Below are 16,824 nucleotides of genomic sequence, written 5' to 3' on the forward strand. Positions count from 1 at the left end.
GCGGCATACATTAACAGCTTTTGTGCGGTTAGCGGCTATTCACGCGCTGCTCGAGCAGTTCGCGATTAGACAACGACACCAATTCGCCATCATCGGTCAGCAGGGTCGTCTTGACCGTGCCGATCTCCTCGATGTGCCCTTCGACCTCGCCAATGCGCACGTGCTGGCCGACCTGATAGAGCTCACGCACATAGATGCCGGCCAGAATCTGCCCGGCGATTTCGCGGCTGCCCAGGCCCATCGCCAGGGCAATTGCCAGACCAACGGTAATCAACCCGATGACGATCACGTGGTTGAGCAGGTCGGTCTTGACCTCCAGCTGGCTGATGGCCACTGAAATACTGATGATGATGACCAGGCCCTGGACGATACGCCCGACGCCAGCGGCGTACTCCAGGCCGATACCCTCGGCGGCGCCGCGCACAAGGCCGTTGGCCAGTTGCGCCAACAGCACGCCGGCCAGCATCACCAGCGCCGCGCCGAACACCTTGGGCAGGTACAGCGCCAGCATGTCCAGGGTTGCCGAGACCCGCTCCAGGCCCAGCGATTCAGCCGCCGAAACCAGGAAGATCAACAGCACGAACCAATAGACGATCTTGCCGATCAACGTCGAAATCGGTACCTGGATACCAATCCGGGCGAGCATCTTGGTCAGGCCGGTGCCGCTCATCAGGCGGTCCAGGCCGAACTTGGCCAGCACCTTCGACAGCAAGGTGTCGAGCAGCTTGGCCACGACGAAACCGAGCAACACCACGACCAGCGCGCCGAACAGGTTGGGGATGAAGTTCGCCACCTTGGTCCAAAGGGCAGTCATGGCGGTGACCAGGCTCTGGGTCCAGAGATCGAGTTCCATATTCAATCGGCCTTATCTGCAGGGCTGCCTGCGGCAGGGTTGCGGGTAGAGTTGCGGCGCACCGGCGCGACATGCGCCGAGCCATTGTTCACGGCGATCAGCAGCGCCTGGCTCCAGCGGCCAAGCAGGCTGAACAGATCGCCCGCGCCAACCTGGCGGTTGGCGGTCTTGAGCACGCGACCCAGGCACGCGGCGTCGTCACGGTCCTGGCCGGACGGCGACGCCTTGAGCAGGTCGCGCAGGGATTCTTCAAACGGATCGTGCATGGGCACCTCGCGCAATGTCAGTCAAAGACGTGGGTGCCGGGCTATGGGTCACACAGGGATGTGGGACGAATGTTTCAAAATGAGTGTGCGAGCCTATCGCGGGGCAAGCCCGCTCCCACGAAACCACGGCGAGCCCGTGGGAGCGGGCTTGCCCCGCGACAAGACACATCACACCCACCGCAACCGCCGGAACAACAGCCACTGCCCTACCGCCAGCCCCAGCACGATCAGGCTGGCGAACAGGAATCCATAGGGGCTGTCGGAGCCCGGAATACCGCCGACATTGATGCCAAGCAATCCGGTGATAAAGCTCATGGGCAGGAAGATGCAGGTGATGATGCCAAACCGGTACATGGTCCGGTTCATCCGCTCGCTGCGGCGCCGATCCTCGCTTTCCAGCACCAGGGCGGCTCGCTCGCGGGCCAGTTCCAGCTCCTCGAGGTAGCGAATCAGGCTGTTGTTCAGCTCGTTCCAGTAATCCCCGTCGGCGTCGGCGAACCAGCTGCATTTATTGCGCGAAAGCTGGGCATAGATATCGCGCTGGGGGGCGAGGAAACGGCGCAGGCCGGCAGCACGACGGCGGATCTGCTGCAGGCTGCCCTGGGCCGGAGAATACCGTTCGTCGGATTCTGCCTTTTCCTCTTCCAGATCGACCGCTTCGGACAGGTCGCTGACCAGCGCCTGGACCTTCTCGGTCAGCAGTTCACCCATCAGCAACAACAGTTCGGAGGCCGTTTTCGGCCCCCTGCCCTCGTCCAGTTGCTGGAGCACCTCGTCGCTGGCGCGCAGCGGCCGCAAACGCAGCGAAATGACCCGCCGCGCCTCGGCGAAGATACGTACCGAGACCATGTCCTCGGGTTCGGCGCCCGGGTTGAGGTTGACCCCGCGCAAGAACAGCAGCATCTGCTCGCCGGCCATCTGCAACAGGCGCGGGCGGGTGTTCTCCTCAAGCAACAGGTCGCAGGCGAACTCGCTAAGACCGCTGTCGTGCAGCAGCCAGGTGCGGGTCTGCGGATGGCTGCGGTCCCAGTGCAGCCACAGGCTCTCCTGGGGCTGCAACTGCAGGTCGTCCAGCTCGGTGCGGGCGATCGAGCGTGCACCACCCTTGCCATCGAGCACCAGGGCATGCACCAGACCCCATTGCGCGTTGTCTTCCTCGAACATCAAAGCTCCATGGGTGTGCGGCGAATCACTCGGGCATCTTCAGCGGGCTTGGCGAGACCAGCACACCGTTGTTGTCGGCGTACACGTATTCGCCCGGGCGGAAGGTCACGCCGGCGAAGGTCACCGCGACGTTGAGGTCGCCAATGCCGCGCTTGTCGGTCTTCATCGGGTGGCTGGCCAGGGCCTGGATACCGACATCGGTCTGCGCCAGCACGTCCACGTCACGCACGCAGCCGTAGATCAGCAGGCCTTCCCAGCCATTCTTCGCGGCTTTCTCGGCGAGCATGTCGCCCAGCAGCGCCCGGCGCAGCGAGCCGCCGCCATCGACCACCAGGACCTTGCCCTTGCCGTCGAGCTCGACCTGCTCCTTGACCAGGGAATTGTCTTCGAAGCACTTGATGGTGACGATCTGGCCGCCGAACGAGTCGTGGCCGCCAAAGTTGCTGAACATGGGTTCGAGCACCTGGACCAGGTCCGGATAGGCGTCGCACAGGTCGGGCGTTACGTAATGCTGCATGGGAAACTCCTGTCAGTCACAACGAAAGCGGGTGTCGGCCAAGGCTACACCTTGGAAGGGCCGGCAGTCATCCGGGACCGAGCAGTCAGTTGAACCGTCGCCGCAACGGCCGATGTTTCAACTGGCAGCCACAGGCTCCATCACCACCGTCGAGGCATGCACCGCTACCAGGGGGTCGCGCAGCCAGCGCTCCACCAACGGCCACACCTGGGCCTGCGCCGCCTTGCTGACCAGCATGTCGACATGCCCGAAGGCCTCGAAGCCCTCCTCCCGCCCCAGGCGCAGGAACTGCCTGGCATCACCGCCAAACTGCTCGAACAGTTTGCGGCAGGCCCACACCGGATCCTGGAAATCACCGGCCCCAGCCACCGCCAGCAGCGGCACCTCGACTTCGGCCAGCCCCGCCCACCAGTCCTTCTCCTTGTCGCCGAAGCGACCGAACAGGCCATTCCAGCGCAGGCTCTCCAGGGCCAGGCCGATGGGTTCGTCTTCCGGGCCCCGCTTGAGGCGCGAACCGGAAATCTGCGCAAAGCGCTTGAGCAGCATGCGCGCGCCCCACTCCACCGGTGGCACTTTCAACGGCCAGTAAACCCGGCTGACCTGGGTGCCGAACAGCGCCGCACTGGCCACCAGCCCGGTGTCCAGGTAACCGCTGCCCAGCGCAGCCGCGAGAGTGGTGCCGCCCAGCGAGTGGCCGATCCAGCGCGGTACCTGCCCGGCTTTTTCATGCACGAAGGCGCCGATCACCGGCAGGTCGTAGCGCGCATAGTCGGCCACGCGGTTCTGCCGCCAGTCGCGGTTGCGCGGCGACAGGCCGTGGCCGCGCATCTCCGGGATCCACACATCGAAACCGGCGCGCGCCAGGTAGGCGCCCAGGCCGATGCCCTTGGGCGAATACCAGAAACGCCGGTTGGAGAAGCTGCCGTGCAGGAGAATGACCGGCGTGCCCTGGACGCGGTCCTGATCGGCCAGGCCCAGGCGGGTGACGGCCAGCTCTACGCTGGCATCCGGGCTGTTGCCGGCCTTGATCCGGTAGACGTCTTCGCTGAGGTCGCCGCGGCGCTCGGCACTGAGCAACGCGACGGGAAATTGGGTGCTGCTGCTTTGCATGGGTTCACAAACAAACAGAGGATATGAACGTGGGAGCGGGCTTGCCCCGCGATTGAACCAGACCTACAGACACTGCTGTACCATCTGGCGCTATCGCGGGGCAAGCCCGCTCCCACAGTGTGTTGCCTTCAGCGCATCACGCCGCGCCCTGGCCCTCGGCCAGGAAGAACCAGGTCTCGAGCACCGAGTCCGGATTCAGCGACACGCTCTCGATACCCTGTTCCATCAGCCACTTGGCCAGGTCGGGGTGGTCCGACGGGCCCTGGCCGCAGATGCCGATGTACTTGCCGGCCTTGTTGCACGCGGCGATGGCGTTGGCCAGCAGCTTCTTCACGGCCGGGTTACGCTCATCGAACAGGTGGGCGATGATGCCGGAGTCGCGGTCCAGGCCCAGGGTGAGCTGGGTCAGGTCGTTGGAGCCGATGGAGAAGCCGTCGAAGTACTCGAGGAACTCTTCGGCGAGAATGGCGTTGGACGGCAGCTCGCACATCATGATCACGCGCAGGCCGTTGTCGCCGCGGGCCAGGCCGTTTTCGGCGAGCAGGTCGACGACCTGGCTGGCCTCGCCCAGGGTGCGCACGAACGGCACCATGATCTCGACGTTGGTCAGGCCCATCTCGTTGCGCACGCGCTTCAGCGCACGGCACTCGAGCTCGAAGCAGTCACGGAACGACTCGCTGATATAGCGCGAGGCACCGCGGAAGCCCAGCATCGGGTTCTCTTCTTCCGGCTCGTAGAGCTTGCCGCCGATCAGGTTGGCGTACTCGTTGGACTTGAAGTCCGACAGGCGCACGATGACCTTTTTCGGGTAGAAGGCCGCAGCCAGGGTGCTGATACCTTCGACCAGCTTCTCGACATAGAAGCCGACCGGGTCGTTGTAGCCGGCAATGCGCTTGTCGACGCTCTCTTTCAACTCCGGCGGCAGGCCGGCGTAGTTGAGCAGCGCCTTGGGGTGCACGCCGATCATGCGGTTGATGATGAACTCCAGGCGGGCCAGGCCGACACCGGCGTTGGGCAACTGGGCGAAGTCGAAGGCACGGTCCGGGTTGCCGACGTTCATCATGATCTTGAACGGCAGATCCGGCATGGCATCGACCGAGTTCTGCTTGATGTCGAAGCCCAGCTCACCTTCGAAGATAAAGCCGGTGTCGCCTTCGGCGCAGGAGACGGTGACGCCCTGGCCATCTTTCAGAACCTGGGTGGCGTTACCGCAGCCGACGACCGCCGGGATGCCCAGCTCACGGGCGATGATCGCCGCATGGCAGGTACGCCCGCCACGGTTGGTGACGATGGCGCTGGCGCGCTTCATCACCGGTTCCCAGTCAGGGTCGGTCATGTCCGAGACCAGCACATCGCCTGGCTGGACCTTGTCCATCTCGGACACGTCGTTGATCACGCGGACCTTGCCGGCGCCGATGCGCTGGCCGATGGCACGGCCTTCGACCAGTACGGTGCCCTTCTCTTTCAGCAGGTAGCGCTCCATGACATTGGCGCTGGCGCGGCTCTTCACAGTCTCGGGACGGGCCTGGACGATGTACAGCTTGCCGTCGTCACCGTCTTTGGCCCACTCGATGTCCATCGGGCGCTGGTAGTGCTGTTCGATGATCATGGCCTGCTTGGCCAGTTCGTTGACTTCGTCGTCGCTCAGGCAGAAGCGCGCACGCTCGGCGCGGTCGACCTCGACGGTCTTGACCGAACGGCCGGCCTTGGCTTCGTCGCCATAGACCATCTTGATCGCCTTGCTGCCCAGGTTACGGCGCAGGATTGCCGGGCGACCGGCCTGCAAGGTGTTCTTGTGGACGTAGAATTCGTCCGGGTTGACCGCACCCTGCACCACGGTTTCACCCAGGCCATAGGCGCCGGTGATGAATACCACGTCGCGGAAGCCCGACTCGGTGTCCAGGGTGAACATCACGCCCGCGGTACCGGTCTCGGAGCGGACCATGCGTTGCACGCCGGCGGACAGGGCGACCAGCTTGTGGTCGAAGCCCTGGTGCACACGGTAGGAAATGGCCCGGTCATTGAACAGCGAGGCGAACACTTCCTTGGCCGCGCGGATCACGTTGTCGACGCCACGGATGTTGAGGAAGGTCTCCTGCTGGCCGGCAAAGGAGGCGTCCGGCAAATCTTCGGCGGTGGCCGAGGAGCGCACGGCCACGGCCATGTTGTCGTTGCCCTGGGACATTTCGGCGAAAGCGGTTCGGATTTCCGAATCGAGGCGGGCCGGGAACTCGGCTTCCATCACCCACTGGCGGATCTGCGCGCCGGTCTTGGCCAGGGCGTTGACATCGTCGACATCCAGCGCGTCGAGCGCCGCATGGATGCGGTCGTTGAGGCCACTTTGCTCGAGAAAATCGCGGTACGCCTGAGCCGTAGTGGCAAAGCCGCCCGGCACCGAGACACCGGCACCTGCGAGGTTACTGATCATCTCGCCCAGGGATGCGTTCTTGCCCCCCACATGCTCCACATCATGGACGCCGAGCTTATCGAGGGAAACTACGTACTCTACCAAGGTGATCTCTCCACTAACTGTATTGGAAAAGCTCAAGGGCGCCCGCCTGCCTGAATGACTGGGCCGGACGCTTGTGGCCTGGACCTGGAAAATAAGTGAGAATGCCGTGCAACCGCGTTCGGCAAACCGAACCTATCATATCCAGAAATCTTCGGCAGCTTAAGGCCCCCAGGTGCAAATGAAACGAACCGCGTTCTTCATCTCCGACGGTACCGGCATCACTGCAGAAACGCTGGGCCAGAGCCTGCTCGCACAATTCGAGAGCATTCCGTTCAATAAATTCACGCGCCCCTACATCGACACGCTGGAAAAGGCCCGGGCCATGGTCCAGCAGATCAACGCCGCGGCCGAGCGCGACGGGGTGCGTCCGATCATTTTCGACACCATCGTCAACCAGGACATCCGTGAAGTCATGGCCACGTCCAATGGCTTCATGATCGACATCTTCTCGACGTTTTTATCCCCGCTCGAGCAGGAATTGACCGCCCATTCGTCGTATTCCGTGGGCAAGTCCCACTCGATCGGTGGCAATTCCAACTACATGGAGCGCATCGAGGCGGTCAACTTCGCCCTGGACAACGACGATGGCGCGCGGACCCACTACTACGACAAGGCGGACCTGATCCTGGTGGGCGTGTCGCGTTGCGGCAAGACCCCGACCTGCCTGTACATGGCCATGCAGTTCGGCATCCGCGCCGCCAACTACCCGCTGACCGAGGACGACATGGAACGCCTGCAGCTGCCGGCGGTGCTCAAGAAGCACCACAACAAGCTGTTCGGCCTGACCATCGACCCAGACCGCCTGACCGCGATCCGCCACGAACGCAAACCCAACAGCCGCTACGCAAGCTTCGCCCAGTGCGAATTCGAGGTGCGCGAAGTGGAGAACCTGTTCCGTCGGGAGAACATTCCCAACATCAATTCCACGCATTTCTCGGTGGAAGAGATTTCGGCGAAGATCCTGGTGGAGAAAGGGGTGGAGCGGCGGTTCAAGTAGTACACCGTGGGAACGGCGCACCGCCGTTCCCACGTAAATGACACGCCACAAAATGAAAAGCCCCGGCATCACTGCCGGGGCTTTTTTTCACTTCAACGCAAGGCTCAGGACGGAATCACCGCCGCCTGCCCGCTCAGCGCCAGGTCGACCAGCTCGCGGTTGGCCACCGCGTACATCGCATAGTCGGTGCCGGTGGCGTTGCGCAGGTCGTCGAGCATGGCGCGCCAGCGCTCGACCATCACCCGGTGCTGCTCGCACCACAGGGCCACGCGGGCGTCCATGTCTTGCGGCGCGTCGGCCATCTGCAGTACGGAGATGGTGATCGCCCGCTGCTGCAGGTCGATATCGTCGCGGAACGCCTCGCGGGCCAGGGCCTGCCAGTTGTTCTCCACCGGCAGGTTGCTGATCTCCTGCAGGTACCAGGTCAAGTCCAGCGAGCTGCCCACGGCGAAGAACGCCTTGGCCACCTGTGCCGGATCGTGCCCGGTGACGTCCGAAGCCTCGATGATCGGCAACAAGGTGTACAGGTGGGTAGTACCGGCGACCATGCGCGCCAGCAACTCCGGCACACCGGCGTCGACAAAGCCCTGGTAGCGGTTCATCCAGCGCTCGCGGGTCGGGCCTTCCAGCAGTTCGTCAAGCTTGAGCCCCAACTGGGCGAGCACCGGCCCGAAGTGGGCAACATCGCGACCAGCGTCCTGCTCGTTGCGACGGCTGCGCAGGAACCAGCGGGTGGCCCGACGGCCCAGGCGCATCAGCTCGTCCATCAGGGTCAGCTGGATCTCGGCCGGGACCTGGTAGTCCAGCGCCTCGATCTGGCGGAACCAGTGCGGCAGATGGAAGATGTCGCGCACGATCACGTAGGCGCCCGCCACATTGGCCGGGCTCATGCCGGTGGACTCCTTCAGGCGCTGCACGAAGGTGATGCCCATGTTGTTGACCAGGTCGTTGGCGATCTGGGTGCTGACGATCTCGCGCTTCAGGCGGTGGCGGCGCATGGAGTCGGCGAACTTGCTGACCAGCGACGGCGGGAACGCGGTCTCCATGTCGCGGGTCAGGTAGTCGTCGTCCGGCACCAGCGACTTGAGCAGCTGCTCCTTGAGGTCGATCTTGCTGTACGAGATCAGTACCGACAGCTCGGCGCGGGTCAGGCCCTGCCCCGCCGCCAGGCGTTCGGCCAGCTGCTCCTCGCTGGGCAGGAACTCGATGGCGCGGTCCAGCTTGCCACGTGCCTCCAGGTCGGCCATCAGGCGCTTGTACTCGGCGATGCGCTCGCGGGCACGACGGGCCGCCAGCGACAGCGCTTGCGTCTGCTTGTAGTTGTTGCCAAGCACCAGCCCGGCGACTTCGTCGGTCATGCTGCCCAGCAGCTGGTTGCGCTGCTTCTCGGTCATGTCGCCGCCCTGCACAACCTCGTTGAGCAGGATCTTGATGTTGACCTCGTGGTCGGAGCAGTCGACGCCACCGGCGTTGTCGATGAAGTCGGTGTTGGTGGCGCCGCCGTTCAGGCCGAACTCGACACGGCCGAGCTGGGTCATGCCCAGGTTGCCGCCCTCGCCCACCACCTTGCAGCGCAGCTCGTTGCCGTTGACGCGCAGGGCGTCGTTGGCCTTGTCGCCGACATCGGCGTGGCTTTCGCTGCTGGCCTTGACGTAAGTACCGATACCGCCGTTCCACAGCAGGTCCACCGGCGCCTGCAGCAGTGCATGCAGCAGTTCGGTCGGGGTCAGGCGGTCAGCCTCGATGGCAAAGCGCTCTTTCATCTGCGGGCTGATGGCGATGCTCTTGGCGCTACGCGGGAAGATTCCGCCGCCTTCGGACATGATGCCGGTGTCGTAGTCGCTCCAAGCCGAGCGCGGCAGGTCGAACAGGCGCTTGCGCTCGGCGAAGCTGGTGGCCGGGTCCGGGTTCGGGTCGATGAAGATGTGCAGGTGGTTGAACGCCGCCACCAGTTGCAGCTTGTCGGACATCAGCAGGCCGTTGCCGAACACGTCGCCGGCCATGTCGCCGACACCGACCACGGTGATCGGGTCTTCCTGCACGTTGATGCCGCGCTCGCGGAAGTGACGCTGCACGCCCACCCACGCGCCACGGGCGGTGATGCCCATCTTCTTGTGGTCGTAGCCGGCCGAGCCGCCCGAGGCGAACGCATCGCCCAGCCAGAAGCCGTAGTCGATGGCAATGCCGTTGGCGATGTCGGAGAAGGTCGCGGTGCCTTTGTCGGCCGCCACCACCAGGTACGGATCGTCGTCATCGTGGCGTACCACGTTGGCCGGCGGCACCACGCCACCGTCCTTGAGGTTGTCGGTGATGTCGAGCAGGCCGGAAATGAAGATGCGGTAGCACGCCACGCCTTCGGCGGCGATCTCGTCACGGCTGCCGCCCAGCGGCAGGCGACGCGGCAGGAAGCCGCCCTTGGCGCCGACCGGCACGATCACCGAGTTCTTCACCTGCTGGGCCTTGACCAGGCCGAGCACTTCGGTGCGGAAGTCTTCCTCGCGGTCCGACCAGCGCAGGCCGCCGCGGGCGACGTTGCCGAAGCGCAGGTGCACGCCCTCGACCCGTGGTGAATAGACGAAGATCTCGAATTTCGGCACCGGTTTCGGCAATTCGGGGATCAGCTTGGGATTGAACTTGAAGCTGAAGTACGACTTGTTCTGGCCGTTGGCGTCCGGCTGGTAGAAGTTGGTGCGCAGGGTCGCCTTGATCAGGTCCAGGTAGCGCCGCAGGATGCGGTCCTCGTTGAGCACCTGGACATCGTCCAGGGCGGTGAGGATCGCCTGCTCCAGGCGCTGCTGCTTGTCGTCGAGGTCGTCGTTGGTGAGCTTGCGCGCCAGGTAGAAGCGGGTCTTGAACAACCGGGTCAGCTCGCGGGCGATATCGGTGTGGTTGTTCAGGGTGCTGGCGATGTAGCCCAGGTCGAAGCCCAGGCGGATCTGCTTGAGGTAGCGGGCGTAGGCGCGCAGCAGCGCGACGTCGCGCCATGGCAGGCCGGCGGTCAGCACCAGGCGGTTGAACGCATCGTTCTCGGCGTCGCCCTTGACGATATGGACAAAGGCGTCCTGGAAGGTGTCGTTGAGCTGCTGAATGTCGAGATTGAGGCCTTCGCTGTAGGTGAAGGCGAAGTCGTGAATCCAGAACTCGCGGCCGCTGGCGTGGCGCAGGCGGTAAGGGAACTCGCCGAGCACGCGCAGGCCGAGGTTTTCCAGGATCGGCAGCACGTCCGACAGTGCCAGCGGCGTATCGGCGTGGTAGAGCTTGCAGTGCAGCGTGCGCTCACCGAGCTGGGTCAGCGGCTGGTAGAAGCTCATGGCCAGCGGCTTGGCCTCGGACAGGTTGAGCACATGTTGCATGTCGACCACCGCCGAATGCGCGGCGAAGCGCTCGCGGTAGCCGGCCGGGAAGCCTTTCGGGAAGTCGGCGAGGATATTGGTGCCGTGGGCTTCGCCGAAGTTTTCCACCACCAGCGCCGAGAAGTCGTCCTGCCACGAACGGCAGGCCTGGATCACTTCGTTCTCCAGTTGCTGGGGATCGATCTCGATGCGGTTCTTCGGGTCGACCCGCAGGATCAGTTGCACGCGGGCCAGCACCGACTCGGAGAAGAAGGTCCAGAACTCACAGTCGGTGGCCTTCAGGCGCTCCATCAGCACCTGTTGGATCTTCTGCCGCACCTCGGTGGAGTAGATCTCGCGCGGCACGTAGGCCAGGCAGTAGCAGAAGCGGCCGTACGGGTCCTTGCGCAGGAACACGCGGATCTTGTTGCGCTCCTGGATCTGCACGATCGACATGACGGTGCTGAGCAGCTCGTCGACCGGGGTCTGGAACAGGTCGTCGCGGGGCAGCACCTCGAGGACCTGGGCCAGCTCCTTGCCCAGGTGGGCTTTCGGGTCAAAGTTCGAGCGGCGCTCGACTTCGGCGACCTTGCCGCGGATGTAGGGGATGGTGTGCACGCTCTCGCCGTACACCGACGAGGTATACAGGCCCATGAAGCGGCATTCCTTGACGACCTTGCCGTCCTGGTCGATCTGGCGGATCGACACGTAGTCCGGGTAGGCCGGGCGGTGCACGCGGCTTGGCTGCGAAGCCTTGGCGAACGACAGCAGACGCGGTTCGCGCAGGTAGGCGACGGCGTAGTCCTCGATGCGCAGGTCGTCGGCGCCCAGGCCTGCACGCAGCAGGCGAGCCAGGCCCAGGAACGAGGCGTCGTCGTAGACCAGGTGGCCGCCGTCGGCGTCGGATTCGACGGTGAACTCCTCATAGCCGAGGAAGGTGAAATGGTTGTCCAGCAGCCACGACAGGAAGCTCTTCACCTCGGCCTTGTCGTTCTGCGCCGGGCCGAAGGCGTTCTGCTCAACCAGTTCCAGCAGCTCGCGGATCTTGGCTTTCATCGGCTCGAAGTCGGCGACCACGCCGCGCACCTCGGCCAGCACCTGCTCCAGCTCCATGGCCAGGGTGTTGAGCTCGGCGGTATTGGAGCAGCGGTCGATCTCCAGGTACATCAGCGATTCATGGCTGACGCCCTCGCCCAGGGTGCCCTTGGGCAGCAGCTCGACCAGCTCGCCCTTGGCGCCGCGGCGCACGCTGAGCACGGTGGTCTGCAGGGTGTGGATGCTGTAGCCGCGGCGGTTGAGCTCGGTGCGTACCGAGTCGACCAGAAACGGCAGGTCGTGGTGCAGTACCTCGACCACGGTGTGCGTGGACTGCCAGCCGTGGCGTTCGTAATCGGGGTTGTAGACCCGCACCTGCGGGTGCGCGGCGTCGAAGCGCTCGATGATGCGCCAGGCGGACAGCGTGCAGCCGGCCAGGTCCGACAGCCTGCGCTGAGTGAGTTCGTCCAGAGAGATGATGCCGAAGAACTGTTCAGCGAACAGTGCCACTTGTGGCAGGGACTGTTCGTTGATGTGCTGCGCCAGGGCCGCTTGCAGTTGATGCTGGAAGTCGGCTTTGCTGGCTGCGGTGAAAAACGCCATCTGTGGTACTCCGCTTGGGCTTTGTTATAGGTGAAGCGTCGCGTACATGCGCCTTGTACGGATCAACCATAGCCAACCCGTGGCAAGACAGAAGCGTTGGGTGCCTGCAAAAGCGACTGCCAGGTGGCTGTGCCTTTACGGGAACCCATCGACAGGGCAGCTTAACGACTGAACGGTCACTTGGGCTTGCAGCGCTGCGACAATTTCGGTCAATGCGCGGTAACTTTACGTTTATCAGTGTGCGCAAGGCTGTCAGAATTCCTTTTCATTTCCATTGATCCGAGTGCGCCATGCAATTGAAAACCGCCCTGCTCTTCGCCACCCCCTGCGATGACGAGGAAGACAACATGGCGACCCTGTGCTGTCACAGCGATAAGGGCCAGATGTTCCTGCTGACCCGCTACCCGGACGAGGACACCGTCGACCTGACCCTGGACGACGAGCCGTCGACGCTGGACGGGCTGAAGGTGACCTTGAGCGCCACCCGCCTGCTGATCGAGGTGGCGGCCGGGGATCGCGATGCGCTGAAGGGCGACGAGGAACTGGAGATCATCCTGACCACACCGGGCAGCGACCTGGAGGAAGTGGCGCTGACCTTGCGCAACATCCTCGACGGCACCGGGACGTTCGTGTCCGAGGTCTAGACCGGTCATTCGGCCTCCTCGCGGGGGCTTGAGGCTTCCGCGATGAAGGCACAACACCATTGACAGCCGAAGGCGCGAGCAGGCATTGTCTGACAACCTGACCAATAGGCCTCCGTACGTCCATGCTAGAGCTCCAGCGCCCCGACACCCTCGTTGAACGCGTCGTCAGCGCCATCCGCGCCGAGATCGATGCCGGCCGCCTGGCTGCCGAGTCGCGCCTGCCCACCGAACAGCAACTGGCCGAACAGCTCAATGTCAGCCGCTCGGTGGTGCGCGAGGCCGTGGCGCAGCTCAAGGCCGACGGCGTGCTGATCGCTCGCCGTGGGCTCGGTTCGTACATCTCGCAGACCCCCAACGGCACGGTGTTCCGCTTCCCCGGCAGCAACGGGCGCAAGCCGGACCTGGTGCAGATGTTCGAGATGCGCCTGTGGATCGAGACCCAGGCCGCCGCCATCGCCGCCCGCCGCCGCGACGCCGACGACCTGCAGCGTATGGCCGCAGCCCTGGGCACCATGGAAGACCCACGCAGCGACTTCGCCACTGCCTCGGCCGCCGACGTGGCCTTCCACCGCGCCATCGCCGACGCCGGCAAGAACGACTACTTCGTCGCCTTCCACGATTTCCTCGGTGGCCAGCTGGCCGCCGCACGCCGCACCGCCTGGGAAAACTCCGCCACCCCGGCGGTGGGCGGCTCGGCCGATGCCCTGCGCGAACACCGGGCGTTGTACCAGGCCATTGCCGACGGTGATCGCCATGCCGCCGCCGCCTGCGCCGAAGCCCACCTGCGTGCCTCGGCCAAGCGCCTGAAACTCGACCTCCCCGACCTCGACTGACCCCGGAGAACTCTATCGCGACCTGGCGAGGCTTTTACGCGCACTAGTTAGTCTGACAACCTGATAAGCAGATTCACCGACAAGAATTCCAAGGTACCCTGCATGACCTACGACTACTGCATCATCGGCGGCGGCATCGTCGGCCTCGCCACCGCGATGGCCCTGCTCACCCGTCGCCCCGGCGCCTCCCTGCTGATTCTGGAAAAGGAAGCCAGCCTCGGCCGCCACCAGACCGGCCACAACAGCGGCGTGATCCATGCCGGCATCTACTACGCGCCCGGCAGCCTCAAGGCCGACCTGTGCAAGCGCGGCGCCCAGGCCACCAAGGACTTCTGCACCGAGCACGGCATTGCCTTCGAGGTCTGCGGCAAGCTGCTGGTGGCCTCCAACGACCTGGAAGTGCAGCGCATGCAGGCGCTGTACGAGCGCTCGCAACAGAACGGCCTGAAGGTCGAGCGCCTGGATGCTGGTGCCCTGCGTGAACGGGAGCCGAACATCGTCGGCAAGGGCGCGTTGTTCCTCGATGCCACCGGTATCGTCGATTACCAGCAGGTGTGCGACGCCATGGCCAAGGTGATCCGCCAGGCCGGCGGCGAACTGCACCTGTCCACCACCGTGCGCGCCATCCAGGAACACGCCGATCATGTCGCGATCAGCACCGACGGCAACACCTGGCGCGCCCGCCAGCTGGTGGCCTGCGCCGGCCTGCAGTCCGACCGCCTGGCGCGCCTGGCCGGGGTGAAGATCGACCACCAGATCATCCCCTTCCGCGGCGAGTACTACCGCTTGCCGGCGAGCAAGAACCAGATCGTCAACCACCTCATCTACCCGATCCCCGATCCGGAGCTGCCGTTCCTTGGCGTGCACCTGACGCGGATGATCGACGGCAGCGTCACCGTCGGCCCCAACGCGGTGCTCGGCTTTGGCCGGGAGAACTACCGCAAGTTCTCGGTGAACTGGCGCGATGTCGCCGAGTACGCACGCTTCCCCGGCTTTTGGAAAACCATCTGGAACAACCTCGGTTCCGGCACCGCCGAGATGAAGAACTCGCTGTTCAAGCGTGGCTACCTGGAGCAGTGCCGCAAGTATTGCCCGTCCCTCGAAGTCGAGGATCTGCTGCCCTATGAGGCAGGCATCCGCGCCCAGGCGGTGATGCGCGACGGCACCCTGGTGCACGACTTCCTGTTCGCCGAGACGCCGCGCATGGTGCACGTGTGCAACGCACCGTCACCGGCCGCCACCTCGGCCATCCCCATCGGCCAGATGATCGCCGAAAAGATCCTCGAGGCCCGCTGAAGCACCTGCTGCATCCACAACTACAAAGACAACAAGGAAACCTCAGATGTCGGTATACGAGACGGCCCCGGCCGCGCCGGAAACCCCCGAACAGCAACGCAAGCGCCTGCGCAAGGTGGCGGCGGCGACCATCTTCGGCTCGATGCTGGAGTGGTATGACTTCTACCTCTACGCGACCATGGCCGCGATCGTCTTCTCGAAGATCTTCTTCGACCCGAGCAACCCGGCGGTGGCCTCGCTGCTGGCGTTCTCCACCTTCGCCATCGGCTTCATCGCCCGCCCCTTCGGCGGCGTGCTGTTCGGCTACCTGGGCGACCGTTTCGGGCGCAAGCATGTGCTGGTGATCACCTTTTGCATGATGGGCCTGTGCACCATGCTGATCGGCCTGATCCCCGGCTACGCGACCATTGGCATCTGGGCGCCGATCCTGCTGGTGATCATCCGCATCATCCAGGGCCTGGGCGCCGGTGCCGAGCTGTCCGGCGCGGCAGTGACCTCCTACGAACACGCCAGTGAAGGCAAGCGCGGCAGCCAGGGTGCCTGGCCGGCGCTGGGGCTGAACCTGGGCCTGCTGCTGTCGTCGCTGACCGTGTACCTGCTGACCATGAACGGCAACGAATTCCTGCTGGCCGGCGGCTGGCGCATCCCGTTCATCGCCAGTATCGCGCTGGTGGCGGTGGGCCTGTGGGTGCGCAAGAGCATCCCGGAGACCCCGGATTTCAAGGAGCTGGACAAGGCCGACGACAAACCGCAGGTGTCGCCGCTGAAGCTGCTGTTCAGGAACGACCTCAAGGGCCTTGCCGTGGTGTTCTTCGTGGCCGTGGGCTACAACGCCCTGAGCTACATCTTCAAGACCTTCTCGCTGGCCTACCTGACCCAGTTCAAGGGCGTCGAGGCACATGTCACCTCGCTGTCGGTGACCCTGGCCAGCCTGGTGGCGATCTTCGCCGTGCCGTTCTTTGGCTGGCTGTGCGACAAGTGGAGCAGCAAGACCGTGCTGATGCTCGGTGGCGTGCTCTCGGCGCTGTTCGCCTATCCGTTCCTGCAGTTGCTGTCGACTGGCGAGCCGATGCTGATCTATGTGGCCATTGCCATTGGCACCGGGATTTTGGCGCCGATGATGTTCGCTCCGCAGGGGTCGTTCCTCAGCCGGCAGTTCCCCACGCAGACGCGCTCGTCCGGGTTCGGTACCGGGCGCGAGGTTGGCACCGCGGTGGCAGGTGGCCTGGCGCCGTTGGGCGGGCTGGCGCTGGTGGCCGGTTCCGCGACTCATTCCACCGATGGCGTGGCGATGATATTGGCGGTGGCCGGGGTGTTGGTGGTGGTGTTTGCGTTCTTTGACCAAGGCTGGCGGCATTCGAAGGCGAAGAACTAAACAAAGCCATGATCCGATCTTGATCTTGATCTTGATCTTGATCTTGATCTTGATCTTGATCTTGATCTTGATCGCAAGATTAATTGCGTAGTCACTAGCGACAGCTGCGTCAGTTCAGGCGCCGCCCGTAACTTCGCGACTTCAGGAGGCCGAACGCAGGTCTTGCGGAGGGAGGTGACGGGCATGGATGCCCGTCAAGCGCTGCGCCCCAGGATGGGGCGTTCAGCGCGGTCCTCCCGGGAGCAAGGCCGGAGTGAGGGAACCCGGAGCGAAGCGGAGGGCCGGAT

The 16,824-nt window shown here is 64.2% G+C and carries 12 protein-coding genes; 5 read left to right on the forward strand and 7 right to left on the reverse strand.

Annotation, left to right across the window (positions count from 1 at the left end; translation table 11 throughout):
• Window positions 1-28: 28 nt before the first annotated feature.
• The 6 genes from ABZO33_RS26075 to ppsA form a co-directional block, all read right to left on the reverse strand.
• Window positions 29-853: a mechanosensitive ion channel family protein gene (locus ABZO33_RS26075; RefSeq protein WP_023632140.1), complete on the reverse strand. Its 825-nt coding sequence runs from the start codon at window positions 851-853 to the stop codon at window positions 29-31.
• Window positions 854-855: 2 nt separating this feature from the next.
• The gene (locus tag ABZO33_RS26080; RefSeq protein WP_038706516.1) at window positions 856-1,119 is read right to left on the reverse strand and encodes a hypothetical protein; all 264 of its coding nucleotides are present in this window, start codon (window positions 1,117-1,119) and stop codon (window positions 856-858) included.
• Window positions 1,120-1,287: 168 nt separating this feature from the next.
• Window positions 1,288-2,283: a zinc transporter ZntB gene (locus ABZO33_RS26085; RefSeq protein WP_046854749.1), complete on the reverse strand. Its 996-nt coding sequence runs from the start codon at window positions 2,281-2,283 to the stop codon at window positions 1,288-1,290.
• A 25-nt stretch (window positions 2,284-2,308) separates the two neighbouring features.
• Complete coding sequence (gene rraA, locus ABZO33_RS26090; protein WP_023630330.1) at window positions 2,309-2,800, reverse strand: ribonuclease E activity regulator RraA; 492 nt, start codon at window positions 2,798-2,800, stop codon at window positions 2,309-2,311.
• 117 nt (window positions 2,801-2,917) lie between these two features.
• Window positions 2,918-3,910: an alpha/beta fold hydrolase gene (locus tag ABZO33_RS26095; protein WP_414538400.1), complete on the reverse strand. Its 993-nt coding sequence runs from the start codon at window positions 3,908-3,910 to the stop codon at window positions 2,918-2,920.
• Window positions 3,911-4,046: 136 nt separating this feature from the next.
• Window positions 4,047-6,422: a phosphoenolpyruvate synthase gene (gene ppsA, locus ABZO33_RS26100; RefSeq protein WP_414538401.1), complete on the reverse strand. Its 2,376-nt coding sequence runs from the start codon at window positions 6,420-6,422 to the stop codon at window positions 4,047-4,049.
• A gap of 178 nt (window positions 6,423-6,600) precedes the next feature.
• Here ppsA and ABZO33_RS26105 point away from each other — a divergent pair, with 178 nt between their 5' ends.
• Window positions 6,601-7,419, forward strand: a complete 819-nt coding sequence (locus tag ABZO33_RS26105) for a pyruvate, water dikinase regulatory protein (protein ID WP_046854746.1) — start codon at window positions 6,601-6,603, stop codon at window positions 7,417-7,419.
• Between the two features lie 104 nt (window positions 7,420-7,523).
• On the opposite strand, the gene ABZO33_RS26110 is transcribed toward ABZO33_RS26105, so the two are convergent.
• The gene (locus ABZO33_RS26110; RefSeq protein WP_414538402.1) at window positions 7,524-12,389 is read right to left on the reverse strand and encodes an NAD-glutamate dehydrogenase; all 4,866 of its coding nucleotides are present in this window, start codon (window positions 12,387-12,389) and stop codon (window positions 7,524-7,526) included.
• A gap of 290 nt (window positions 12,390-12,679) precedes the next feature.
• Here ABZO33_RS26110 and ABZO33_RS26115 point away from each other — a divergent pair, with 290 nt between their 5' ends.
• From ABZO33_RS26115 to ABZO33_RS26130, 4 genes are all read left to right on the forward strand, one after another.
• Window positions 12,680-13,033 (forward strand): hypothetical protein, encoded by a 354-nt coding sequence (locus ABZO33_RS26115; protein ID WP_414538403.1) that lies wholly within the window; start codon window positions 12,680-12,682, stop codon window positions 13,031-13,033.
• 122 nt (window positions 13,034-13,155) lie between these two features.
• Entirely contained in the window at window positions 13,156-13,866 is a 711-nt protein-coding gene (locus tag ABZO33_RS26120) for a FadR/GntR family transcriptional regulator (RefSeq protein ID WP_414538404.1), read from the forward strand.
• Window positions 13,867-13,968: 102 nt separating this feature from the next.
• Window positions 13,969-15,162 (forward strand): L-2-hydroxyglutarate oxidase, encoded by a 1,194-nt coding sequence (lhgO, locus tag ABZO33_RS26125; RefSeq protein WP_414538405.1) that lies wholly within the window; start codon window positions 13,969-13,971, stop codon window positions 15,160-15,162.
• Between the two features lie 46 nt (window positions 15,163-15,208).
• Window positions 15,209-16,537: an MFS transporter gene (locus tag ABZO33_RS26130; protein ID WP_414538406.1), complete on the forward strand. Its 1,329-nt coding sequence runs from the start codon at window positions 15,209-15,211 to the stop codon at window positions 16,535-16,537.
• Window positions 16,538-16,824: the final 287 nt, after the last annotated feature.

This window comes from Pseudomonas sp. CAM1A, from assembly GCF_047501685.1.
Lineage (GTDB): Bacteria > Pseudomonadota > Gammaproteobacteria > Pseudomonadales > Pseudomonadaceae > Aquipseudomonas.